Source organism: uncultured Sphingomonas sp., from assembly GCF_937871615.1.
GTDB lineage: Bacteria > Pseudomonadota > Alphaproteobacteria > Sphingomonadales > Sphingomonadaceae > Sphingomonas.
In genome coordinates this window covers 21,506-43,337 of record NZ_CALMPA010000046.1, presented here as the reverse complement: position 1 = coordinate 43,337, position 21,832 = coordinate 21,506, and the positions used below count along the sequence as shown (strand labels likewise).

Annotated in this window: 23 protein-coding genes; 4 read left to right on the top strand and 19 right to left on the bottom strand. The window is 62.7% G+C overall.

Annotated features, from left to right (window positions below):
- Positions 1-9 precede the first annotated feature (9 nt).
- The 3 genes from mobF to Q0316_RS13060 are packed head-to-tail and all read right to left on the bottom strand — an operon-like array spanning position 10 to position 5,377.
- Positions 10-3,006, bottom strand: a complete 2,997-nt coding sequence (gene mobF, locus Q0316_RS13070) for a MobF family relaxase (protein ID WP_298673186.1) — start codon at positions 3,004-3,006, stop codon at positions 10-12.
- Positions 3,003-5,081 carry a type IV secretion system DNA-binding domain-containing protein gene (locus Q0316_RS13065; protein WP_298673183.1) on the bottom strand — a complete coding sequence of 693 codons (2,079 nt, stop codon included), beginning with the start codon at positions 5,079-5,081 and terminating at the stop codon, positions 3,003-3,005. Before Q0316_RS13065 ends, mobF begins: the two co-directional genes overlap by 4 nt.
- The gene (locus Q0316_RS13060; protein ID WP_298673181.1) at positions 5,078-5,377 is read right to left on the bottom strand and encodes a ribbon-helix-helix protein, CopG family; all 300 of its coding nucleotides are present in this window, start codon (positions 5,375-5,377) and stop codon (positions 5,078-5,080) included. The genes Q0316_RS13065 and Q0316_RS13060 overlap by 4 nt, the downstream gene beginning before the upstream one ends.
- 358 nt (positions 5,378-5,735) lie before the next feature.
- Here Q0316_RS13060 and Q0316_RS13055 point away from each other — a divergent pair, with 358 nt between their 5' ends.
- A complete protein-coding gene (locus tag Q0316_RS13055; RefSeq protein WP_298673178.1) occupies positions 5,736-6,053 on the top strand; it encodes a hypothetical protein in 318 nt (105 codons plus the stop codon).
- 150 nt (positions 6,054-6,203) lie between these two features.
- Here the strand turns inward: Q0316_RS13055 and Q0316_RS13050 are convergent, their stop codons facing one another.
- Positions 6,204-7,277: a DUF2493 domain-containing protein gene (locus Q0316_RS13050; protein ID WP_298673176.1), complete on the bottom strand. Its 1,074-nt coding sequence runs from the start codon at positions 7,275-7,277 to the stop codon at positions 6,204-6,206.
- Positions 7,278-7,358: 81 nt separating this feature from the next.
- Positions 7,359-7,868, bottom strand: coding sequence for a DUF736 domain-containing protein (locus Q0316_RS13045; protein ID WP_298673173.1), 510 nt, complete (start codon positions 7,866-7,868; stop codon positions 7,359-7,361).
- An 864-nt stretch (positions 7,869-8,732) separates the two neighbouring features.
- On the opposite strand from Q0316_RS13045, the gene Q0316_RS13040 reads away from it, so the two are divergent.
- Positions 8,733-9,128, top strand: a complete 396-nt coding sequence (locus tag Q0316_RS13040; RefSeq protein WP_298673170.1) for a hypothetical protein — start codon at positions 8,733-8,735, stop codon at positions 9,126-9,128.
- A gap of 94 nt (positions 9,129-9,222) precedes the next feature.
- Here the strand turns inward: Q0316_RS13040 and Q0316_RS13035 are convergent, their stop codons facing one another.
- The 12 genes from Q0316_RS13035 to Q0316_RS12980 form a co-directional block, all read right to left on the bottom strand.
- Positions 9,223-9,717: a hypothetical protein gene (locus Q0316_RS13035; RefSeq protein ID WP_298673169.1), complete on the bottom strand. Its 495-nt coding sequence runs from the start codon at positions 9,715-9,717 to the stop codon at positions 9,223-9,225.
- Between the two features lie 175 nt (positions 9,718-9,892).
- Positions 9,893-10,726: a hypothetical protein gene (locus Q0316_RS13030; RefSeq protein ID WP_298673167.1), complete on the bottom strand. Its 834-nt coding sequence runs from the start codon at positions 10,724-10,726 to the stop codon at positions 9,893-9,895.
- Positions 10,704-11,219, bottom strand: coding sequence for a hypothetical protein (locus tag Q0316_RS13025; RefSeq protein WP_298673164.1), 516 nt, complete (start codon positions 11,217-11,219; stop codon positions 10,704-10,706). The genes Q0316_RS13030 and Q0316_RS13025 overlap by 23 nt, the downstream gene beginning before the upstream one ends.
- Before the next feature lie 90 nt (positions 11,220-11,309).
- Positions 11,310-11,579, bottom strand: coding sequence for a hypothetical protein (locus Q0316_RS13020; protein WP_298673161.1), 270 nt, complete (start codon positions 11,577-11,579; stop codon positions 11,310-11,312).
- Positions 11,580-11,788: 209 nt separating this feature from the next.
- Entirely contained in the window at positions 11,789-12,439 is a 651-nt protein-coding gene (locus Q0316_RS13015; RefSeq protein ID WP_298673160.1) for an antitoxin of toxin-antitoxin stability system, read from the bottom strand.
- Between the two features lie 105 nt (positions 12,440-12,544).
- On the bottom strand, positions 12,545-13,519 hold the full coding sequence (locus Q0316_RS13010) for a hypothetical protein (protein WP_298673158.1): 975 nt from the start codon (positions 13,517-13,519) through the stop codon (positions 12,545-12,547).
- A 53-nt stretch (positions 13,520-13,572) separates the two neighbouring features.
- Positions 13,573-13,839 carry a hypothetical protein gene (locus tag Q0316_RS13005; RefSeq protein ID WP_298673156.1) on the bottom strand — a complete coding sequence of 89 codons (267 nt, stop codon included), beginning with the start codon at positions 13,837-13,839 and terminating at the stop codon, positions 13,573-13,575.
- Between the two features lie 113 nt (positions 13,840-13,952).
- On the bottom strand, positions 13,953-14,759 hold the full coding sequence (locus Q0316_RS13000) for a hypothetical protein (RefSeq protein ID WP_298673153.1): 807 nt from the start codon (positions 14,757-14,759) through the stop codon (positions 13,953-13,955).
- A gap of 38 nt (positions 14,760-14,797) precedes the next feature.
- On the bottom strand, positions 14,798-14,986 hold the full coding sequence (locus Q0316_RS12995) for a hypothetical protein (RefSeq protein WP_298673151.1): 189 nt from the start codon (positions 14,984-14,986) through the stop codon (positions 14,798-14,800).
- Positions 14,983-15,300 carry a DUF6117 family protein gene (locus Q0316_RS12990; protein WP_298673149.1) on the bottom strand — a complete coding sequence of 106 codons (318 nt, stop codon included), beginning with the start codon at positions 15,298-15,300 and terminating at the stop codon, positions 14,983-14,985. The genes Q0316_RS12995 and Q0316_RS12990 overlap by 4 nt, the downstream gene beginning before the upstream one ends.
- Positions 15,300-15,737, bottom strand: coding sequence for a hypothetical protein (locus Q0316_RS12985; RefSeq protein WP_298673148.1), 438 nt, complete (start codon positions 15,735-15,737; stop codon positions 15,300-15,302). Before Q0316_RS12985 ends, Q0316_RS12990 begins: the two co-directional genes overlap by 1 nt.
- A gap of 79 nt (positions 15,738-15,816) precedes the next feature.
- A complete protein-coding gene (locus Q0316_RS12980; protein ID WP_298673147.1) occupies positions 15,817-17,406 on the bottom strand; it encodes an ATP-binding protein in 1,590 nt (529 codons plus the stop codon).
- A gap of 127 nt (positions 17,407-17,533) precedes the next feature.
- Between Q0316_RS12980 and Q0316_RS12975 the strand changes: the two genes are divergently transcribed.
- Positions 17,534-18,598 carry a tyrosine-type recombinase/integrase gene (locus Q0316_RS12975; protein WP_298673144.1) on the top strand — a complete coding sequence of 355 codons (1,065 nt, stop codon included), beginning with the start codon at positions 17,534-17,536 and terminating at the stop codon, positions 18,596-18,598.
- A complete protein-coding gene (locus Q0316_RS12970; protein WP_298673143.1) occupies positions 18,595-20,856 on the top strand; it encodes a tyrosine-type recombinase/integrase in 2,262 nt (753 codons plus the stop codon). The genes Q0316_RS12975 and Q0316_RS12970 overlap by 4 nt, the downstream gene beginning before the upstream one ends.
- On the opposite strand, the gene Q0316_RS12965 is transcribed toward Q0316_RS12970, so the two are convergent.
- Together Q0316_RS12965 and Q0316_RS12960 are read right to left on the bottom strand one after the other, a co-directional pair.
- Entirely contained in the window at positions 20,824-21,378 is a 555-nt protein-coding gene (locus tag Q0316_RS12965) for a hypothetical protein (RefSeq protein ID WP_298673142.1), read from the bottom strand. The two genes, Q0316_RS12970 and Q0316_RS12965, sit on opposite strands and share 33 nt — an antisense overlap.
- Entirely contained in the window at positions 21,363-21,824 is a 462-nt protein-coding gene (locus Q0316_RS12960) for a hypothetical protein (protein ID WP_298673141.1), read from the bottom strand. The genes Q0316_RS12965 and Q0316_RS12960 overlap by 16 nt, the downstream gene beginning before the upstream one ends.
- Positions 21,825-21,832: the final 8 nt, after the last annotated feature.

The following is a 21,832-nucleotide window of genomic DNA, read 5'->3' as shown; positions in this document are numbered from 1 at the left end:
TTCAGTCTCCTATCGATCGCGCCCGCCACGGTCGGCATGGCCATGGTCGGGCTGGGGTTGATGAGTGGGGGTCGGCGCCGATGGCTCACGCTCACCCTGGCGGTCGTCGAAGCGGTTGGACTGGCGTGCGAGCGTCCCGCGAAGGAACCGTTCGATCGCCAGCGCGCCCTCCTGGGCGCGGTTGGCGAGCAGCTCGCCGAGTGTCCTGGGTTCGCGCGGCGGTTGCGGTTGGATCTTCTCCTGCACCCGCCTTTCGCGTTCGACACTGCGGAGTTCCCGCTCGCGAACCTGGGCCGCGCGCGCTTTGTCGAGCCGGTCCCTGTGACGCTCGCCGCGGACGGTGTGGCTGTCCTTGCGGAGCCGGCCCAATCCCTCGATCGACGAGGTCTTCTCGCCGCTATTGGATTTCAGCTTCTCCGCGAGGCGTGAGGGATTTTCGGTCCAGAGCTTCGCGCTGTATCGGGCGCGCGTGATGGCGGTGTAGAAGTTCTGGCCGTTGACCAGGCCGGACCCGACGGGCGCGAGCACATAGACCCGCGAATAGGTCTTTGACTGCGCGGAATAGACGGTCTCGGAATAGCCGTGGTCCCATGTCTTGTGCTTGCCGAGGTCGACATCCTGCGTCGGGTCGCCGCGGTCCCATCGGATCGTGGCGACGCTGCCATCGAGCTTCTCGACCGTACCCCGCTCGGCATTCTTGATACCGAGGTCCTTGTTCACGAGGCGCCACTGGATCCGGTCCCCTTGCGAGAGGTCCCTATCCTCGGCCCGGAAGACGTTGACCCGCCCAGCCTTTCCAAGGCGAGGATTCCAGTCGATCACGCGACCGTTCTGGTCGACCAGTTGGACGATCTGCCGGCCGTCGTTGTCGCGTCCGATCCCGACCACGCGATATTCGGTATCGCGAGCGATCCCCAACCCGACATTGTCGCGCGCGAACAAAATGACCTGGCCGCCCGAATAGAAGCGGGCGAAATGCTTTTCCTGTTCGGTCATACCCGCCGGGGTGAGAACCTGAAGGCGCGCTTCTTCAGCCGCGAGCGCGCCCTCCGTCTTCAGCACCTGACGGATCTGGGTGTTCACGATCAGCCGGGTGGCGTTGTCGAGCACCAGGATATTTGTCGTGGCGCGCGCGGCGGGTTTGAGTTCGGTCCAGTCCTTGACGAGGCTCTTCGCCAGCGCTTCCGCCGTATCACCGGCCGTGACCCGTTCGAGCGACGCGATCGATCCGGCATATTCGCCCTGTCGCGCGAGCATCACCGCCTGCTTGAGCTTGATCGCCCTTGCATCCTGCCGGATCGATTCCGTGAGCAGACTGGTCGGCATGCCGAGCCGCTGCAAAAGCCAGAAGGGTTTTCCCTGCTCGATCGCGCCAGTCTGCTTGGTGTCACCGAGCAGGATCAGTCGCGCGCCGGTGTCGCGGCTGATTTCCAGCAATCGCATAGCCTGACGGTTGCCGAGCTGTCCGGCCTCGTCGAGAACAAGGATGTGCCGATCGGTCAGGTTGCGACCGCCGGTCTCAAGGATCGCGGCCACCGTCTGCGACGGGATTCCCGCGTCGACGCCCAGCCCGGATGCGGCGGACGAAGTTGGCGCGAGCGCGAGCGCCATCACCTCATGATCGGATCGGACGGCCAGCACCATCGCTTTCACCAGCGTGGATTTGCCCGCGCCGGCGACGCCCTGGATGCCGACAACGCGGTCCGTCCCCGCCGCGATCGCGTGCAGCGCCCTGGTCTGATCGCGCGTGAGGCCGACCGCTTTCGCGGCCTCGTCGAGCTTTTCCGGCGTCGCCGCGGGCCGGACGTCGCCCATCGCGAGGGAGAGGTGTTCGGAAAGCGCGAGTTCGCGGCGTACCGACCGAAGGCTCGTTCTTCCCCGGATAAGCAGTTCGTCGCCCGTTTGCCGATGCGTCCGAAGGAGCTTGAAGGCCGCCTCCTGGGCCGCGATCAATGGACGCACATCGTCGAAGCGAACCTCCCCGACGTGCGACGCAAGCGCGGTCCGATAAATCCGGCCGACATTGTTCACCGCTTCGCGCGTCTCGACCTGGCGGATTCCGAACGCCGCCGCGCGCGCGGGCGCACGAGGATCGACCTCACGCGGCGCTCCTTCGGCCCGCTCCGCCTCGCGCGCCACGGACTTCAGGGTTTCGATATGGGAGCCGGCGCGGGTTGCCCACTGCTGATGGAGGTCTTCCAGCCCCACCTTCGCCTTTGCCCTGCGGGTGGCATAGAAGGACCTGACCCGCTGGGCCTGTCCCTCGTTGCCATGCTCACGGGCATGCGCGTTGATCTGCTCGGCACGCTGGGAATAGTCGCGGATAAGGTCCCCGGGAACGCCGCGTATCTCGAAGAGTCCCTTGCGCGGATCGAACTCTATCTCCCAGCCTATCTGCCGCAGGTCGTGGGCGAGCTCATTGCGATAGACCTGCCCTGCGGCCATCTGCTCCGCGTACATCGCGCGGGTTTCCAGACTAACCACGGGCCTGCCGGTGCCGTGATTGGTCATGTTCATCATCACGACATGGGTATGGAGATGCGGGTCGAGCTCGCGGCTCGAATGCTCGGTAAAGCGGGCAAACAGCAGCCGACCGGTTGTTTCGTGGACAACCTCGCCATTCACGCGGCGACGTAGTTCCGCGTGTTCCTCAAGATAGCGGATGGCGACGCCGACCGCCCTCTCGTGAGCGGCGATAATCCGCTCATCACCGAGAACGAGCGCCATGATCGAAACCGATTTCGGGGCGCTGATCGCGAAATCCCAACCGGGATGATGCTGGATTTGACCATCCTTGCGATGGCGCCCTAGCTGTTGGTCGCCAATTTTTCCGGCAAGCAGAAGCTGGAACTGCGCAGGGTCGACCTTGCCCTCAAGGCCCAGGTCAGCAGCAAGCTTGCCGCCCCATTCGCTGTGCTCCTCGTTGCCCTTCGTATAATAGTCGCCGATCGTGTAATATCGGGCGATGTTCGCGGGCGTGCCCTTCATGCGATGAGGGTGGATCATGCCGGCCTCGCCGGATCACGCGGACCGCTCGCCCGGGCATGGGCCTCAAGCGGCACGTTCATCCGCCCGCGCGCCGCCCCCAGAAACGCGACGGGGCCAGATGACACGGCGGACGCCAGTGGCGCCTGATCCGGCGAAGCGACGTCGCGATCTTCTTCACCGGGGAAAGGCTCGCGAGCATCTGGATCGGGATCGACTACCGGCGGCGGCGAAGCCTGGTCGAAGAGATCAGGCTGTTGCGTCGATTGAGGCGGCGCCGAGTTGGGCAGCTCGGCCTGCTCCTTCTCGGCAACCGCGCGTTTCTGGGCAGCGGCCCGGACGTGCGCGATAATGGTCTTGCCCGCTGGGAGCCGTTTCGGGGGTGTGGCTCGTTCCTCGAACGCCGGGCAGACGGTTGGAATTGGGTTGACGCGATCGCGGAACCGGACGACCGGCAGGTTGCGGCCGAACCGGAGAAATCCGGTGAGGTTCGGGAGATTGTTGATCTCCGTGTCCATCACCAGCGGACGCGTGACCTGCATGCGCGACAGGTTCACCCCGTCACGCATGTCGTTGACGCCGTAGCTCATCCCCTCGTTGGCTTCGACCTGTTCGACGCGGCCCAGATTCTTCGAGACCAGTTCCGCTGTATCGGTGTCGTTGGCCCGCATCGCCACCCAGGTCGAGCAATAGCCCGTGATGGCGGCGGCATCCTCCTTTCCATAGGTGGCGTTGAGCTGGGGATAGGACTGGAACCCGAGAATGCCGCATCCGCCATATTTCCGGGCGCGGGCGAGGAAATCGCCGAGGGAAGGCAGTCGTTGGAGCGTCGGCAACTCGTCGATCACGCAATAGAGGCGACGTTCGCGGTCGGGCTTCAAGCTCATGATCGCGCTGATGGCGATGTCGAGCCAGACGGTGATCAGGGGGCGGAGCGATGGAAGCTGGTCGGCCTTGACCGTGATGAACAGCCAGGAGTCATCCTCCTCATTCTCCACCCAGTTCCGGATCGAGAAGGCGTCGGTGGTGTCGTCGAGATACGAGAAGCTGCGCATCACGGAGGCGAGCTCGGCCTGGATACCAGCCGACGTCCGCTCACCCTCCGACGAAATGAAAGCGGCCGCGTCGGTGCCCTTTACGAAAGCGGCGAGATCCGCGACCGGGGAGCGCAAGACACGCTCGAGCAGGATCGAGATAAGGGTATGCTTTTGCCGGGCGAGCTTGCGCAAGACCGCCACCAATGTCCCTCGCGCGGCCTTCGACCAGAAGGGATCGCCGTGCTTGTCGGGAATGGTGGATTCCGCGATCTGGTCATATTGATATTCGTGCGGGACGTCGACCCAGGGGCTCCAGATGTCCGTCCGCTCATCGAGCGGGTTGAGCAGCACGTCGTGCCCGTGCCGGTAGAATTTCTCGACGAACGATCCCGCGGTATCATAGACGATCGCCCGCTTCCCCTGCTTGCGGATGCCTTCGAGCATCGCCGTGATGAGGTTGGTTTTCCCGGTTCCGGGAGCGCCGCAGATCAGGAAGTGTTCGGGTTCGAACGCCTCGGGCACCGGAACGCCGCCGATGCTGAAGCTGCCCTTCTTCTGTTTCCAGAGGGCGCGACGCAGTTGCCAGGCAGTGCCGAAGCGGGCGCCGCGTATATACTCGTTGGACCCCAACCCCTTCCCGGTCCGGGTGAAATAGAACCACGCCCAGAAGAGCGCGGCGAGTGCGCCGGCCCCGGCGATCGCGGCGCCGTGGATGAGGTCCTGCTCAAGCTTGTGGAGGGATTTCTTCCCGATCTCGGATTCGAAAAGAGCGTCGGCCGAGGTCCAGTATTGCCGTCCGTCCGGGGTGCGGAACGAAACAGGGTCGTTGGTCCCCGGCGCGGCATCAACCTTGAACGCGGCCTCCACCAATTTGACCAGGACGAACCGCTGATAGTCGTTGGATTTTTCGAGGGCATACCAGCAGGTGCCCATGACCCAGAGCGCGAGCCCGGCGATCATCGTCTGCATGAAGACCTGGGTGGTCATGCGGACGTTGTGGACGATCGCCTGACCCCCGCGCGTCCACGACCCCAAGGTGTCGTTGCGGAATATGCTCATGACCGCTGCTCCGGAGGGAGCAGGCCCCGGTCGAGGAGCATCTGCCGGGCATCAGCCATCCCCTCTTCGAGCGCCTCCGGCGACCGCCGGCGGATCGATGCGGCGACTATGGCGAGGGTCTGGAGGACCCCGGACAGTATCTCGTCCTGCGTCGTATAGACATAACCGCTGCGCGGGTCCGCGGCCTGATCGATGGCGGGCCGAAGAAGCTCGGCGACTGTAAGGTGGAGACTACGCGCCCGGCGTTGAAGACGGTCGTGGAGCGCATCATCGATGCGGATGGTAACACGGGCCAAGGCGAGGCTCCTGATGGAGCTTCGCCAGGACGGTCCTGAAGCAGATGTAATCTAGCGCAGACCCGCCAAAATCACAAGAAAATCAGGGGTGGCAGACGTGTCTGCCGGCCAGAAACGGCAGAAATCCAAGGATTCTCGGGGACGAATAATGCCATTGGCAGACACGTCTGCCAGCATCGCGAAAAGTCGGCAGACGTGTCAGCCAGAACAATGCATTGGAATACCGTGATTTTCCTTCGCAGCACCCGTGCGTAGGGTGCATTACACCCGCCCTTGGGCGTGCGTCCCCTCCCCGCTGCGACTCTGGCGCTGCGCCATATCCTCAACGCTGCGGGCGGCCATCGCTGCCGGGTCGGAAATGTGGGAGATTGCCGCGCGGGCGCGCTCATGCGACAAGGGCGACGGCGAACGGATCGGCGACCATGAAGGAACGCTGATTATGCCCAAGATGTCGGAACGCGAGAAGCTCGCCGATCTGGTCGCCAAGCGCGACAAGATCGCCGATGAAATCGAGACGGCGCAAAAACGCGTCCGGGAACGCTATGCCGCGATTGTGGTCGCGATGCCGGTCGAGGAGATCGGCGAGCGGGAATTTCGTGAGGCGCTGGGGCTGGTGCTGAAGCTGGGCGGAGCCGCCGCCGTGGGGGCGCTGAAAGCCGCGCCTCCCAAATCCTGACTGGGGCGCTTCCCCTCCCGCGCTCCCCCGGATGTGATGCCCCGCCGCGCCGCGAGGCGCGGCGGTGGCGAGCACAAAAAAAGGCCGATACGGCTCCCGCCGCATCGGCCTAATCGTTGCCGCGCTGGGCGGCGTCATTAGGGGGTTAGATTAAATCTCGACCAGTTGGTCGCGCGGGATCATGTGAAGCCCCCGCTTCGGTTGCGGCGGACACCAGACGAACCGGCCAGTCGGACGCTTGGGCTGATCGGGTGCCTGATCGGCTCGCATGATGACGTGGGTTGGAACGCGCCGCCCGCTTTGTGGATTGAGCAGGTCATAGAGGTGCGACTGGATTCCCGAGCCTTCGCAAAGCAGCGCCTCAACCGGGAGAAACTTGGCGACGATTTCACGGTTGCGCTTGAACGCGCGCCCCCGGCCGGTTCCATATAGGCCGAACACGACGCACGGCACTCCTTCCCTTGCCGCCCACGACGCGGCGATTGCGGGGACACCCGTGCGCCCGCCGGTGGACAGGAGAACCATGTGGGGGATGCGTCGCTTGATCTCGTCCAGCCGGGCATAAATGATTTTCCAGTCGTGCCAGTCGCCGGGGCCGGAAACGACGACGCAAGGGCCTTGCGGCTCGTAACGCTCCCGCCGCTTCTCGGCGCGGGCGCGCAGGAAGTCGAGCGCGTTGATCTGGCTGGCGGTTGTGACCTCGCTTGCCTTCGATCCCTTCGAGGGCGACCACGCGCGGCCGGAACATGCCAGATACGTCGCCGCCGCGTAATCGCGCATCGCTTCAACGGCGGCACGCTGCTCGGCCAGCGACTGGCATTCAAGCTGCTTGTCCTCAAGCTCCTTGGTGAATACCTCGCCCGGCTCCAATCGCCGCGCCATCTCGCGGATTTGGTCGGCAAGCCGATCTTCCTCGCGCTCCAGTTTCGTCGCGACGAAATGGAAGCTGTTGACCATTCCCCACGCAATTTCCGGGGCAAGCGGTTCGAGGCGCGTGTCGGTCAACAGGTCGAACATCGACGCGATGATTCCGCCGCATTCCGTCTGCGCGGCCAGCGGATCGGGCATGTAGTGTTCACCGGGTTCGTCGCCAAATTCGACAATCGAAAGGGGCATCGGGTCGCCGAATGACGCCTCGAAAGCATCGGTCGCCGTAAGTTCGGCATAGAGTTCCGGCAGGTCGGAAAAGCTGCTAACGCTGCGGGCAGCCGTGTTCTTGCTCATGGTCCAACGTCCTTTGATCTGGGATGCGGTGAGGGTCCGGGAAAGCGTTCCAGCGCTTCCCCGGCCCGCCTTGGTCGAGGCTTAGAAGGGCACCTCCTCATCAACGCTGCGACCAGCGCCGACATATTCGCCATTCGTGCCCGCCGTGCTGCCACCCGCGAAGCCGCTCCCGCCGGATCGCTGCCCGCCGCTGCGGCGTTGCTGGCCGTAGCCGCCAGCCATCGCGCCGTTGCCGTAGGTCTGCGGCTCACGCTCACGTCGCCATTGCACGTCGAAACCGTTGAACTCGTCGCCGAATAGCGCGATCGGGAGAGGTTCCGGGAAGCTTGGATCGTCGATCATGCCGGACAGGAAAACCTCGTCGGTCGCCTTCATCCGGCGTTCCCAGACAGCGCCGATGCCGACTTCCTCGCCCATGCTGTTCGGCTCGAAAATCTCGAAGATCGGAGCCGCGTCGCTGCGGCGATCTTCGACCCTCCGCAAGATCAGAATGGGAAAGCGAAGGGTTCTCGTCACCACCTTTCCGATGGTTTCATTCACTTTCTCATCCAGTTTGAAGTAACCGATTTTCATTTTATCTATCTCCTTCATCTTTTGCGTTTGGGCGTTACGTCCCCTAACGCGCATTTCTTTTACTACACCCCTCAATATTGACATAGATCACTGTTTTCTTGACACAATTTCATCGCATCTGGTGAGCCTGAGCCAACAAAAACGGACGCGGTAGCGTCCCCTCAAAAGACGCATGCCGAAGGCATTCCTTCTTGATCGCCTTCGGACGGGGCGGAGGCTGTCGTTCATCGCATCCGGAGCCGCCTTCGCCGGGGCTCAAGGGCCGGGGCTGGTTCGGGAAAGCAAGGGACGTCGCGCTGCGGCCTTTAGAAAATCTTGGAGAAAATGGGCCTGCCGACACTCTGACCTAAAGAACAACGTCGGCAGGCCCATTTTCTCCTAGATTTTCTTGGCCGGAGGCAGCCCTTGCTTTCCCGAACCAGCCCCGGCACGCCGAGACCCTGCGAGGGCGGTGTAGGATGCGATGAACGACTTGGTCCGGGAGGCGATCGCGGGGTGCGGCGTCCCCGACGCACCCCGCCAGCGACGCGGCGGCAGAAGCGCCTCACCGATTGCCGCACGGGCCCTTCCGGTTTGCGATTAAGCGTCGGGGTCGGAGGCGCGGGATCGCACTTGTCAGCGTCGGGGGTTGATGGGAGCCGGGCGGGGACTCGCGGAAGGATGGTTCGGGCTGGATATGGTTGTGTCGCGCCCGGGCGGTCGGCGGACCGCCGTCATTCCCCCGGCGGCGCAAAACCCAGCCGTCGGCGGCCCTTGCGGCGGGTAACTGGAACGGGCCGTCACTCCCGAGAAACTGATCTCGCGTTCAGCGAGCAGCAGGATTTTACTTGCCCTGTCGTTCGTATTATGTTCCGATCCCGCCCAATAGCAGGAGGCGCAACTATGATCGAGAAATATCTCGCGGAATACGATTTCGACCTGCCGCTCGATGACGCAGCGGTGGACCCCGATATCGTCTTCGTCCGCCGGAAGCTGGCGACCATAGCGCGATCGGAAGGTCTTGATGGCGGCTATTACGAAGCGCAGGAATTGGCGGAGGCCTTCCTGGAGGCGGCTTTCGAAGCCAATGCGGAGATCACCGATCCGGACAGCCCCGGCCGTGTCAAGATGAGCGATATCCTCGACCGTGGCGTGCCCTATCAGCGGGCGATGTTCGATGCGGTAGCGCACCTTCCCCTCGCCGACGCCGCCTCGCATCTCGTTTGGCTGGCGGATCTCATGAAGGCGCGCGCCGACATGTATCGGCCCGTGATCGCCGCGCGCAATCAGGGTCGTTGATCGCGCTCGATGGAATATCCGGCGAGTGCGATCACCCGCCCCGGCGGGAATTTCCGCCAGTCTCGCCGGAATGTTCGCCGCAAATCGCAACGCATCACGCGTTTCCGGTGTCCGACATTTCCGAATAGCTGCAGATCACGCTCGCCCCGCCCAATAGTCCGGCGAGAGCGGAGGCTGCCGCAATCAGTTCGTCGCGGCTCGCGAACGTCTCGAACGTATATGCGTTTCGAGCGAGCATGTCCGGTCCAAGTGACGCGCTGATCGCCGCCAGATCTTCCGGCCAATGAGCAACGAGGAACCACGGCCAGCCAACGGCAGGGGGCGCAAACTCGAAGAAGGTGATCGCGCTTGCGATAAGCCTGCTCGGGCGCGTGGCGAGCAGGTCCGGCACGATGGGCGTGGTCCGTGGCGCGGCGAGATAGGCTTCGAGCTCGGAAAGCTCCTCATCGCTCTCAATGATGATTGGATAAAAGCGACCGAGCGGCAGGTTTGCCCCGGCCCATTTCTTCGGAACGTCGATCACCATGAGCGCCGGCGCGGTGGGAAGCGGCCGAGGATAAAGACACCGGCGCGCGGCCAGTTCGTCCATGAGTCGCATAGCGAATCTCCTGATGACATGATCGAAAGAGGGGAACGACGCAAATCGCCGCCAATCTGCTCGGCGGATTGCACGCAATTCCCGGCCAAATGGCCACCTCCCCGCCGCCCCCTTCCCTCCAACAAGAGAAGGCAGCGCTAGGAACGGGTGGGCCTGATCCAGTCAGTCACGGGGTCCAGCCGAGAATTTCGCACCCGCTCTCGCTCACCGCGTCGTTCGAAATATCCCGCCATGGCGAGCGCGGCCGATAGCTCGGCATATAGCGCGCGGTGATGAGTTCGAAGGTCGCGCATAGGTAGCTGCTCGCCCGGATCGCCAGCACGGGAACGTTCTCGTTCGGCAGCATCCCGAACACCGAGATGAAGCCGGCGGGTATCGGGAACAGTGTCGATTCCACCATCGTCCGGGCAAGCCGCGCATCGAGTTCCCCCGCGTCGGCGCCCCACGGATGCGCGGCTATGTCGAAGCGTTCTGGGTCGACTGCAGACCGGACCAGCGAGAAATCGCCGCACCAACATTCGTAACCAGGATAGACGGTCGCGATTTCATTACCGAGCGCCGGATCCGCTCTCCGCCGACGCAGGGAGTCTCGCAACGCGTCGGAGATCCCGCCGGTGAGCGGGAGCACGCGGATCGGGGTCAGATCGTAACCAGGAAATTCGACGAACCACCACTCTGCGCGATGGTGAAGAATGACGCCGAAGCAATGATGGATATTCGAGATAGGGGGAGCGACGTGAACCACGGGAGCCTCCATGCTTGGAAAGGATCGGACGCACCCGCCGGCCAAACTACCCGCGTATTGCATCCCATCCGCCCCAATCCCCCTCCCCTCCGCGCCGACGTGCAGATCGTCAGGCCCTGCGCCAAACGTCCCGCTCGCTATCCGCGTGAACGGAAAGCAGTTCATCGGAATGAGTTCAGCGTGCGCGCGGCACATCAGGTCACCCGGACATACGGCCACCCGCGCATCCTGATCAGCCCGGCCGATGCGATGCAAGGAACACCTCCCGTACAGCATCGCATTCGAGCGAGACGAAGCGTTGTTCCCGGTCGAGGTAGATGAGGACATAGCATCCGCGCCGACAGAGTCGCTCGATATTGGCGAAGCTGCCGCGGCTCGATCCGTCCCAGATCACGAATCCGGTATCAGCGAGGCGGGCCATTTCGCGGTCCTTCGCCATATGCCACGCGCGCGTCCTGGCCGGAGCATCGGCGCGGACCGTACGGACCGGCCATCCACCGATATTGTGCCGGGGCAGTCCACCGCCGCAGAAGATCGTGACGTGGTTATAGCGCTGCCGGGCGAGATAAGACTGAACGGCAGCATCGACCCCTGGGGCGTCGCCGATCAGGATGGGCATGGAGCGCTCGACGATCCCGGCGAGGCGATCCATGACCAGCGTGGAAAGCGGCTGCCTGATGGAGATCGACCCCGAAATGAAGACCGAAAGTGGAGGGTTATCGGGCTGCGCAAGTTGGGCGGTGTGCATATTGAATCCCCACGGACGGAATTATCCCCCGCTCGCCTCCCCCTCCCCTCCTGCAAGCGGGGTCAGGAATCGCGGAGCCGCAGACCGCTATCAATCGCCGAGATTCGTCAGCCGGACCATATAGTGCGTCCACTGATCAGTCCCGATGCCGAGATGCTCCTGGCAGGCGTCGACGATCCGGGTCCAGAACGCCTTCGGCATATCGGAGTCGCTACCCTCGCCAGTCAGGCTCGGGTCGACCAGCACGACCACGTCCGGCCATTCGTCGATCGCTCCATCGCGACACCGGGTGAACTTGGGATTGTCGTTTTGGAGCCAGCGCCGGAACGCCGGGTCGGCGAAGAATTCGGGCACGTTCATCACGAGTCCGAGGCAAGGGTGCGCGTCCATCTCGCATTCCTTTCAGCAATGGGTCAGACGCCAGGCTGCAGAGTTCGTCATGCCAGGCAGCGGGTTTCGTTTTCGAGCGTCCGCGCTTCCGTCCGGGCGGAATCCTCGAAGGGGGGTCTTTGGGGGATCGGGTTGGCGAGCGTGGCGCGCTTGCACGATGCGATATGGGACATATGCATCTACAGCTTCGCCAAACGGCCGCCAGCTTCGGTAAACCGGAAGCCGTTGGCAGCGATCGCTTCGTCGACCACCGGGTCGGACGTCAGATAGTCATATTCTTTTTCGAGTGCTCGATAGAGCCAGCGCGCGAGGTCCCGCAGAATCTCGGCTATCGCGTTTTCGGCGTGTTCGCTGGCGTCACCGTAATGCGTATCCCCTCGCTCGACAGCGACCGACATGGAATATTCGTGATAATACCGACCCTGGTGCGTCGCGTCGGCCGTAAGTTGATAGAAACTCCGGCGCTGGACATCGCGGAAGGCATCCGCGATGCGATGCAGTTCCTCGTCCTGCGGCGCATACGCCCGGATTTCGCGATGTGCACCGCGCGCATATCGGTATCTTGCCTCGAAACAGGCACCGTCACCTTGCGAAGAGAATCCGGAGAAGTAGATTCTGGGCTTATCGCGCGTGCCGCCGCCATAGAGTCGAACGGGCGTGGTCTTGAGCGAGACGCCAAGAATCTCGCAGATTCGTGCGAAATCCTCGAACGTGTCGTCATGCCAGTCATAGTCGAGGCACGATTCCCGATACCATTGGCGGGCGGTCTCCTTGGCCCTCTCCGGGAGCTCCTCGAACCTGAAAACGGTGACTTCCATGACGTCTGGCATGGCATTGTCCTCGCTGGAGCCGGCGTTCCCGCGCGCGGATGCAGCCGACCGTCAGAACGGGCGACCGGCGCCGGAACATCGGCAGTGGAAAGGAAGTGGGAGCCGTCACGCCGCGAGCGACCAAGGGCGAACCGGAAACCGCCGGTCATCGGCGTTGCCTGCGGTCCGCAATTCGGCGGCCCGAATCTCGAAACGGGCGCGATCCGCCGCGTCGCGCCGAACGCGATAGCTTTCGTCGACGACATCGTTGACCCGTGCCCATTGGTTCCAGGCGAAACTGCGTCCGAGGCCGACGGTGGTGCTCGTGCTCGGAAAGCGATCGGCATTGCCGACCATTTCTTCCCAGGTCGCCCCGAACTCGACCTCGTCGAACCGGCTATGGCGGCCGGTCAGGGCATTGCGTTCGAGCAGAAGCGCACGATCGAGCAGATCGGGATGGTGTGCCGCTAGCCAGAACAGTTCCCAGATCTTGGAAGCGGGACAGAAAAAGCAGGCCGATTTGATCGGCACATAATCGGCGCCGAGCACGTCCGTGATGATCTCGATGCAGTCCTCGCGCCTCCAGCCGAGCATCTGGAGCGGATAGGCATAGTCGAAATCGGCATCGGCCATGGCCAGGTTGCGCGATCGGCGCAGGTCCGCGCGCCCGCAATCATAGCCGATCAGTTTGAGAATGCGCTGACCGGTCCGCTGCGCCTCGACCCAGACCGGATGAGGCCGCGCGGCATTCGGACCGGACCGTGCGCCCTTGATGAATTGGTCCTGCGGAATCTGTTTCCATTTACGGGAACAGCTTTTCATCCCGAACGCCAGCGACGGCAGCGTCTCGTTGGCGAGGCAATTGCCGTAGAGGCTGTCATAGCCGGTCGAAGCGAGCGGAATCTTCCGGCAGGTCGAGATCTGCGGCCAGCCCCAGGAGATCAGGACGGCGTTCATCCGATCGAGATGAACCATGGTCTCCGGTTTCTCGCCCTCGCCGACATCGGCGAAGGTGATGACGTGCGGACGGATGCCCGCGAGACGGAGCGCCACCAGCATCGCGGTGGAATCCACGCCAGCGCCGAAACAGACAGCCAGCAAGCGCCCCCGCAGCAATCGCAGGCACTGGAATGCGATAGACGGGCGGGCGGCCATCATGTCACGCCCCGGACGTCACCGTGAGCGATGTCGAACCCGGCGGCGGCGAGTTCGTCGCAGAGCGCGCGCTTCCGGCTCGGGCCATCGCCTTTCGTGGCGATATAGGCGGCGCGCCCGTGGTGGATTTCAAAGCCGGCGCGCCTGAGACAGCCCCGGAAGCGCTGGAACGTCCGTTCGCTCCAGTCGCTGGTATCGGCGTAGTTCCGAAACGCGGCGACCGCATAGACTGAACCGTAATTCTCGTCTCGCCAGCGCAAGTCCACCTGGGGTGATGGCCGCCGGGCGGGCGGTGACGGGCAAGCCGCCTCGTCCGATCTGGTCGCAACGGTCCGGGGTCCGGTGTCCCGCAAACGCCTCTGCTTGCTGAGATGGGCCATCATCCGTCTCCGAGCCGGGCGGAGAGGCGTTGGAAGTACGCCTCAACCGTCTGCTGCGCTGCCTCTACAAGTCCGCGATTGATCACGGTGTCGACTTCGGGAAGCCGCTCCCTGACCCGTTGCACCTCGGCCTCGAGCGCGCAGAGCGCCTTGAAGAGCGCGATGACGTGATCGGCGTCGGTGTCGGGCTCATCCTCAAGGGATGTGGCCGATTCCGGCGCATCGGTCGACGACCAGCGGACCAGCAAATCGCCCTCCTCTTCGCACGCCTCGCAGAACGCGCAGTCATCAAGGTCGACCAACACCCATTGCCCTGATCGCGCGTCCCAGCGCACACCGGCGTCGCGCACGATCCGATCGCTTCCGCAACGGCGGCAAACGGGAATGGGCGATGGCGGGGTAGGCACGCATGCGACCCAGGCGCAAAGGTCGTCACTCTCGGCCGAGCAGGTCTGGCAGGTCGTGGAATCATACACCCCGGCGAGCTCCCATTGCTGCGTTGCCTCATCCCATTGGGCGCAGGCATCGCGCACCACGTCGGCGCTCCCACAGCGGTTGCACACCAGCGTGACAGGCGGCTTCGATGGCGCGGTCGGACGGCCCGCGATTCGGGCATAGGCCGTGCTATAAGCGTCAGGATCGGCGGCCATGCCGACCGCCCGGACGGCAATGGCGCAGCGGCGGCGCGCGTCTTCGCTTTCGAAGTCGCCAAGGCGCTGGACCGTAATCTCATGGTAGGCGCGCGCGAGGGCTTCTGCGTCGCCGAGCACGATGTCGGCGAGCGCAGCCATATTGCTGATGGGCATGTCGGTTCTCCGGTCAGGTGAGGGAATGAGGCGTCCGGTCAAGCGACCTGGACAAGCACATCTTCGTCGTTCGCCGGCAGCGCGGTCGTGACGCGGAACGGCTGGAACGCATTGCCGGTCCGCACGACGTACTGGTTCCGTCCGGTCGTCTCGCGCAACCGGACCGCGACGCTATAGGCGTTTCCGAACGTGGCCAGCGTGGCGCGGGCCGTGGATAGACCGTTCATGGCGATCTCCTGCCGCCTTTTCGGCGCGTTCCGGGTGATGGGGATAGCGCAGCGGGGCTTCCGCTGACGGGATTGGCGCGGCCTTGGGAACCACCGGGCACATCGGGCGGCAGATAGTGCTCATAGGGATTGCCGTCAGCGAGATGGCCGAAGGGCGTCACGACGTAGTTGCCCTGGTCGCGTCCGACCGCGCAGAGGACGTAGCGCGGCTCGCCGGTGGCTGCGTCGTTGCATTCCATGAGCGCGAGCGCTTTGTCTGCAGCGGCTCGCAGCAGCGTTTGGAAATTGGTGCGGAAATGCTCGGGGATCGCCATCACACACGCTCCACGCATTCGATGGTGAACCGAAACGCGGTGCCATCGTCGAGCACGAGGAGGATCGCTGCGGCGATCTCGTTGCCGGCGGTCGAGATGCTTTCGACATTGGCGTGGGTGCCGAACGCCTCGGAGATGATATGCGGTGGCCGGTCGTCCGGATGTTCTCCGGCGCATTCGCACTTTGCCATATGGGTTTCGATCAACTCGGTGACGAACGCCGACATCGTGCGGGGGCGGGTTTGCGGGCGCTCCTCGCCGGGCTCATCGGTGGGCTCCATCAAATCCCGGAGGGTCGGGGTCAGGGCATCGTTGACCTGGACCAACAGGTCCGACCTCTGGCCTGCGGTCATTCCATCGAGCAGGTGGGCGGGGATCAGGTTATTGACCGCGTGGGTCGCGTCGTCGACCAGCTTGTCGAAATCATCTTCGGTCATGGCGGCGGTTCCTTGTCGGCACGCGAAGCAACCGGGCGATCCTGAGACCGCCCGGTTGATCGCATCGGTGGGAAGGAGGTCAGGCGGCGGCGGGAAGCGGCCCCGGATCGTTGTCGGCGAAGGCCACCTCGACGGTCCAGTCGTTTGCGGCCACGCTGACCGAACGCCCCGTCGGCACCAGCCAGGTCACATGTTCGATCATCGCGTCGCGCACGCGGGCAAGCAACGCGGCATCCTCGCCGAGCAGGAGATTGTTCGCGATGAAGCGCGCCTCGATCTCGAATCTGCACTGCTGGGTCTCGTAGCTGTCGTCATTGCTGTCGTCGCCGGGACAGAAACACGCCGCTTCGATGAGCCAGGCGAGATCGGCGGGAGCGATCGCGCAGTCGGGGCCGAGCAAGATCGACGTCTCGCCCAGACCGGCCCAGATGTCACCGGGCGCAATAACCACATCGACGGGCAGTTCGATCACCTCGATGGTGGCCAGCGGATCGCCGGAATCTTGCACGGCCAGTTCAAGAGTCAGCCCGTCGACGTGTCCGGACTCCAATTCGTGAGGGCGTTCCCGCTTCCCATCGTAATCGATCCGCTCCTCGCCGCGCGCGATCCGGAAGTTGGGGGCAAAGACACGTGGGAGGGCATCATACCAGGCATAGCCCTTGAAGGCGTCGACCGGTCGGACGGGCTTTGCCCCGCACAAGCCTCCGGTCCCGATCGCCCGGCCCATACATTGCTCGATATGGGCATCTTCATAGGGCAGAATGATCATCGGCTCGCCAGCGATCCGGTCGCCTCGCATGACGGCGTCGTCATCTGCGGCGCGGGGGCACCATTCGTCGAGCCAGGGGGAAGCCTCGGGAAGAAGAATGCCGAGATCACGAGCACGCTGCCAGCTCTTAAATGGCAGGCGGTGATGGCCCTTGCGAGCAATAGTCCGGTAGATTGCCGCCTCGCAGGCTACGCGCAGCGCATCGAGAGCCGCGCCTTCGACCATCTCTTTGCGAGCAGGCAACACGAGTTGGAGATCCGGCGCATCCACGATCTCCACGCGGACGTCCCAGCCATCACCGCCTTCAGCATCATGCGCGTATGGCAGTTTGCACGGCACGGTCAGCCCGTGAAAGTTCATGCGGACCCTGTCGCCACGGATCGCATTCTTGAACACACCGATGCGGCACCCGCCCCAGTCTTCGACACGCTCAGCACCCTGAAGGAAGTCGGATCGGGCCTGCATTACCCCGTCGAAGACTACAGGAAGCGGGAAATAGGTCGCGGCGGATTTCACCGCGCTGTCCAGGTGCGGAACCCAGCCATCGGGAAGATCGATATCGATTTCGGTGCCCTGCACGATCTCAGCGGGGACAACATCGAGCGGCAGGCTGCTCTCCCAGGCTTCGGGAGGGATTGTCACCTGCCAGCCCTCGGTGCTGTCGACCGGGCGGGATCGCACCGTGACATGGCGACCAGCGAGGCTGAACACCCCCATCCCAGCCGGATCTTCGGACCTGGCGATGGAAGCGTCCCAGCCGGAATCGCCCAACGTCAGGAACTTCGCCGGATCGGCGATGCCGCGCCCATCATCGCGCACCGTGAGGATTGGCCCGCGTTCGGTGGCGAGTTTCTCAATCTCGATCCGGGATGCTCCGGCACGTCGAGCGTTCTGGAGCAATTCGCTATGTTATTTGGAATTCGTGGCTGGGCGTGAGAAGCTAAGACCTACGAGTCACGCGTTTTCTTGAGGATTTCTGGACCTTTTGCCGCAGCTCGGCCGGGGTCGGACCGGACGGGGTGCTCACATGACTGCCGTGAATATCCGATGGCAACTTTTCCCCCTCACCTCTCGCCACGTGAATGGGAAAGAGTGGCTCGATATTCAGCACATGCTTGGTTTGGCCTCCAATACCGTGGAGGCCTACGGTCGCGGCCTCGAGCAGTTTCTACGATGGTGCGAGGCGAACGATGTCGCAGCAAGCGCTGCAACCCGGCCCAACATTGCCAGTTATGTAGCTCACCTGCGGACGCTTCCAGGCGCCAGGAAGTCAGTACGGGACGCAGCGCAATCTACATCCGGCCTTTCCAGCGCCACGTTGCATCAGCGGCTTACGGCCATTCGGCTATTCTTCGATTACCTGGTTGAAGAAGGGGTTCGAACCAATAATCCCGTGGGACGTGGTCGGTTTGTCCCAAACAGGCCCTTTAGTCCGAAGCGGGACCGCGGTCTGATCCGCCGGCATAAGAGCTTGCCCTGGATTCCTTCGGATGAAGAATGGCATCGGTTTCTCCTGTGCGCAAAGGATGAGCCCATCCGTAATAGATGCATGCTGGCGATTGCATATGATGCCGCTCTGCGGCGCGAGGAACTTTGCGCCATTGAGACGCGCGACATCGATCCGGCACATCGTCTGATCCTGATCCGGGGCGAAACCAGCAAGAGCAACAGAGACCGTATCGTTCCCTACTCGGAGACCGCCGGTGTTTTGTTTGCCGCCTATCTTGAGCATCGACGTCGGGTGGCCCGTGATCGCGGCAGGCTCTTCCTTTCTGAATCACGTCGAAATTACGGAGAGCCCATCACGCTGTGGACCTGGTCAAAGGTGATCAGGCGCATCGCGATCGCGGCCGACCTCGACAAGTTTTCGACCCACACACTGCGTCATCTTTGCCTGACGGATCTGGCTCGCGCAGGTTGGGACATACATGAGATCGCGCAGCTCGCCGGACACCGGAACCTCGCATCCACACAGCAGTATATCCACCTCTCTGGCAGGGATCTCTCCAGAAAACTGGCCGGCTCCATGGAGCAGATCCACGCATGGCGAACCCGCATGTTGGTCGAAAGCAGCCCGGAGCGCGACCAATGAACCCGCAGACAGTGAACGATCCTCAGCTCGCTACGAGACATTGGCAGAATCCACTCGCAACGGCCGAATATGATCGATCGCCGAAGCTCTCCGCGGGAGAGCGTTCAGCCATTCAAGCGTGGCTCAAAAAGCGCGTGCCGGGCCAATGGAGCCGCTTTGAACATCGCGCGCAAGAGCGTGAGCGGCTTCTACGCCTGATAAAGCCGATCGAAGACGCACTTGGCATCATCGGATCGGAGGCTGCGAACCCAAACGACGCAATGATGGTGTTTCTGAGAGAATGCCTGCTGTTGAACCGCACATATTGGGCTTGGCAAGAGCAGCATTGGGCAACGGTGTTAGGCCGCACAACCCACGATTTCTTCGACCGGAATAAAAGGAGAGTATCTACTGGTGTCCGTGTGGACATCGCCGCGGTCGCCTATCTGCACAACTGGTTCACCGGCTATTCGACGTTGGCGTCAACACACAGGAAATCATTGGCAAACCGAGTTTTTGGTAGCGCGTCGGTAGCATCCGCGATTGAGCGGCTTACGACACCTCTCATCCGGTGGGGCTATCGAATAGATCCAAAATACATGAAGTTGTTCGTATCATCGGTTCTGCTCGTGAATCGAAGCCCGCGCCTCGAAGATCTGAATGCGGAGATTCTGGAATCTTATCGAGCCGAAGGATCAAACGTCGAAAGGCGTTACTATTACGCCATCTCCAAAGTCTTGGCCAATCAGGGCATCCTTGAACAGCCGCTCGATCGCGCTCCGCCGAGAACGAAACAGATAGAAAGCATGCACATCGGCGTGGCAGACGAATGGTGCCGCTGGATCGAGCGCTGGACGCAAACGACAACTATCGAAACCCGTAGAGGCCATCGGACCACACTCTACAAGGTTGGGCGGTGGCTGGCTGCCCATCATCCGGAAATCGTATCGCCAGCACAGTGGACACGCAGCATTGCGGCGGAATTCATCTCGGCGATGGCCAAATTGCGCGTCGGTCAATATGTGGCGCCCGCAGCGCCGCATCCACGGGCAGGCGAAGCGGTGAAAGCGACGACGATCGCAGGCTTGATTTGCCAGGTCCGTGGCTTTTTCTACGATTGTCAGGAATGGGGTTGGATCGAGCGGTCCTTTGATCCGGGCCGCAGTTTTGCGATACCGCAAAGTATCCGCGCCAAACTTGGTCCCAAGCCCCGAGTGATTGCCGATGACCTGTGGGCGCGTCTGCTGTGGGCCGGCCTGAACCTCGAGAAGTCAGATGTCCCTCGCGCCAACAGCAGCGGCCTTCTTTTCGACGTGGAGTATATACGTGCCATAGCTGTCGTGTGGCTGTTCGCCGCGCTGAGAAACAACGAGATCCGTCGACTGCGACTTGGTTGTATCCGCTGGCAGTCCGTGGATGCCGACGCGCGCGCGCCGATCTGTTTGCTCGACGTCCCCGACCACAAAACCGGAGCCTGCTACACCAAGCCTGTTGACCCTGCAGTTGGTGAAGCGGTTGAAGCCTGGCAGGCCATACGCCCCGTCCAACCGGCATACCCTGATCCCAAGACTGGAGACCTTGTCCAATTTCTGTTTCAGTTTCGAGCCATTCCGATGGCCGACAGCTTCATAAATGTCCGATTGATACCAATTCTGTGTGGCAAGGCCGGCATTCCCGATCATGATGTTCGGGGGAAACTCACCAGTCATCGCGCACGCGCCACCATTGCCAGCCAACTGTTCAACAGCGAAGAACCGATGACGCTCTCGGAACTTCAGGAGTGGCTTGGCCATAGATCGCCGCATTCGACACAGCATTATGTAAAGATCACGCCGACAAGGCTGGCAAAGGCATACACCGATGCGGGGTATTTTGAACGCAACTCTCGGGTCGTCAAGGTCTTGATAGATCGCGATCAAATGAAAAATCCGCAGGAGGGTGTCCCCTGGCTTCACTATGATCTCGGGCATGGTTGGTGCAGCTTCGAGTTCTTCGACAGATGCCCGCATCGGATGGCATGCGCACGGTGCGACTTCTACATTCCGAAGGCATCGTCGCGCGGGCAGCTTCTGGAAGCAAAGGACAACGTCGATCACTTCCTGAAGACCATCCCTGTCACTGCAGAAGAGCAGCGAGCCGCCGATGGAGATCAAGCTGCTATTGATCGCCTGCTGGCGCGTCTCGATGGCGAACCGACCCCGTCCGGTCCGACCCCGGCCGAGCTGCGGCAAAAGGTCCAGAAATCCTCAAGAAAACGCGTGACTCGTAATTCCACATAAGTTGAGCACGTCGGTGGCGGTGCCGTTGAACAGGCGGCCGACCTTGCCGATGATCGACTGACCCACACTGGTCTGGATAGTGGCAGGGTATTTCATGGGATCCTCCGGAAACGACGCGGTCTCAACACCGCCCCCATCTCCCCCTTCCTCCCCTCCGGTATCCGGCGGCCTGATCGTCGGTCGACCGGGGTCCGACCAGTCGATGTTGGCGACGATCCATTCGGGTACGAAGTCCCAGTCGAAGCATCGATCATAGTTGTCCCGAACGGCCGTCCAGGCGGCATCGACCGCACCGGTCCAGCCGATGACGGTCAGCCGCATCTCCGCAGCCCCGACGGCCTTGAAGGCGGCGTCGATCGCCGTCGCCAGCGCAAGAGCGTCTGGATCGGTTACGGGGCGATCGCGAAGGTCGAGAACCACTTCCCAGAGACAGGCGGCGGTCTCGAGCGCAAAGCTATGGGTGGAGTCATCCATGGGATGTCCTTTCGTGATATCCGGTGCGGGGATCAGGCTGCTCGGCATTCGAAATCCTGTCGCAGGCCGAAGTCGAAAGCCATGAGCAGGTCGCACTCAGGCGCGAACCGATCGTAGGAACCGGCGAGGTCGTCGATATCGGTCCAGACGCACGCGTCTCCGGGGTCGTGCTCGACCGGGATCACCGGCCGCAAGGTATCGGCGGTCATTTCCGGGAATACGTTCCGCACGATCAGCGTCTCGATCCGTTTGGCAACCGTGCCGATATGAGCGGCCAGCCGACAGCGGCCAGCATCGTTCGGCGAGAAGAAGCGGTCGGGCGCTATGACGGCGGCTATCCGAAGGCACGGAACCGAACCGGCGACCTTGGGCGCCCGGACGACGCAGGTTCTTGCCCGACGCTCGATCGCCACGTCTTCGACGGGAACAAGCGCGCGATATTCATAGAAAGGCAACGTCCCCGCGATGCGGGAACGGGTCACGACGATTTCCATGATGGTTC

Coding starts and splice junctions, on each gene's coding strand:
- Q0316_RS13020 (WP_298673161.1), bottom strand. CDS start 11,579: ATGAACGTGCCCGAATTCTTCGCCGACCCGGCGTTCCGGCGCTGGCTC.
- Q0316_RS13045 (WP_298673173.1), bottom strand. CDS start 7,868: ATGAAGGAGATAGATAAAATGAAAATCGGTTACTTCAAACTGGATGAG.
- Q0316_RS13055 (WP_298673178.1), top strand. CDS start 5,736: ATGTGGGAGATTGCCGCGCGGGCGCGCTCATGCGACAAGGGCGACGGC.
- Q0316_RS12985 (WP_298673148.1), bottom strand. CDS start 15,737: ATGACCGAAGATGATTTCGACAAGCTGGTCGACGACGCGACCCACGCG.
- Q0316_RS13050 (WP_298673176.1), bottom strand. CDS start 7,277: ATGAGCAAGAACACGGCTGCCCGCAGCGTTAGCAGCTTTTCCGACCTG.
- Q0316_RS13015 (WP_298673160.1), bottom strand. CDS start 12,439: ATGCCAGACGTCATGGAAGTCACCGTTTTCAGGTTCGAGGAGCTCCCG.
- Q0316_RS13040 (WP_298673170.1), top strand. CDS start 8,733: ATGATCGAGAAATATCTCGCGGAATACGATTTCGACCTGCCGCTCGAT.
- Q0316_RS13000 (WP_298673153.1), bottom strand. CDS start 14,759: ATGCCCATCAGCAATATGGCTGCGCTCGCCGACATCGTGCTCGGCGAC.
- Q0316_RS13065 (WP_298673183.1), bottom strand. CDS start 5,081: ATGAGCATATTCCGCAACGACACCTTGGGGTCGTGGACGCGCGGGGGT.
- Q0316_RS13025 (WP_298673164.1), bottom strand. CDS start 11,219: ATGCACACCGCCCAACTTGCGCAGCCCGATAACCCTCCACTTTCGGTC.
- Q0316_RS12975 (WP_298673144.1), top strand. CDS start 17,534: ATGACTGCCGTGAATATCCGATGGCAACTTTTCCCCCTCACCTCTCGC.
- Q0316_RS12965 (WP_298673142.1), bottom strand. CDS start 21,378: ATGCCGAGCAGCCTGATCCCCGCACCGGATATCACGAAAGGACATCCC.
- Q0316_RS12995 (WP_298673151.1), bottom strand. CDS start 14,986: ATGAACGGTCTATCCACGGCCCGCGCCACGCTGGCCACGTTCGGAAAC.
- mobF (WP_298673186.1), bottom strand. CDS start 3,006: ATGATCCACCCTCATCGCATGAAGGGCACGCCCGCGAACATCGCCCGA.
- Q0316_RS12990 (WP_298673149.1), bottom strand. CDS start 15,300: ATGGCGATCCCCGAGCATTTCCGCACCAATTTCCAAACGCTGCTGCGA.
- Q0316_RS12960 (WP_298673141.1), bottom strand. CDS start 21,824: ATGGAAATCGTCGTGACCCGTTCCCGCATCGCGGGGACGTTGCCTTTC.
- Q0316_RS12970 (WP_298673143.1), top strand. CDS start 18,595: ATGAACCCGCAGACAGTGAACGATCCTCAGCTCGCTACGAGACATTGG.
- Q0316_RS13035 (WP_298673169.1), bottom strand. CDS start 9,717: ATGGACGAACTGGCCGCGCGCCGGTGTCTTTATCCTCGGCCGCTTCCC.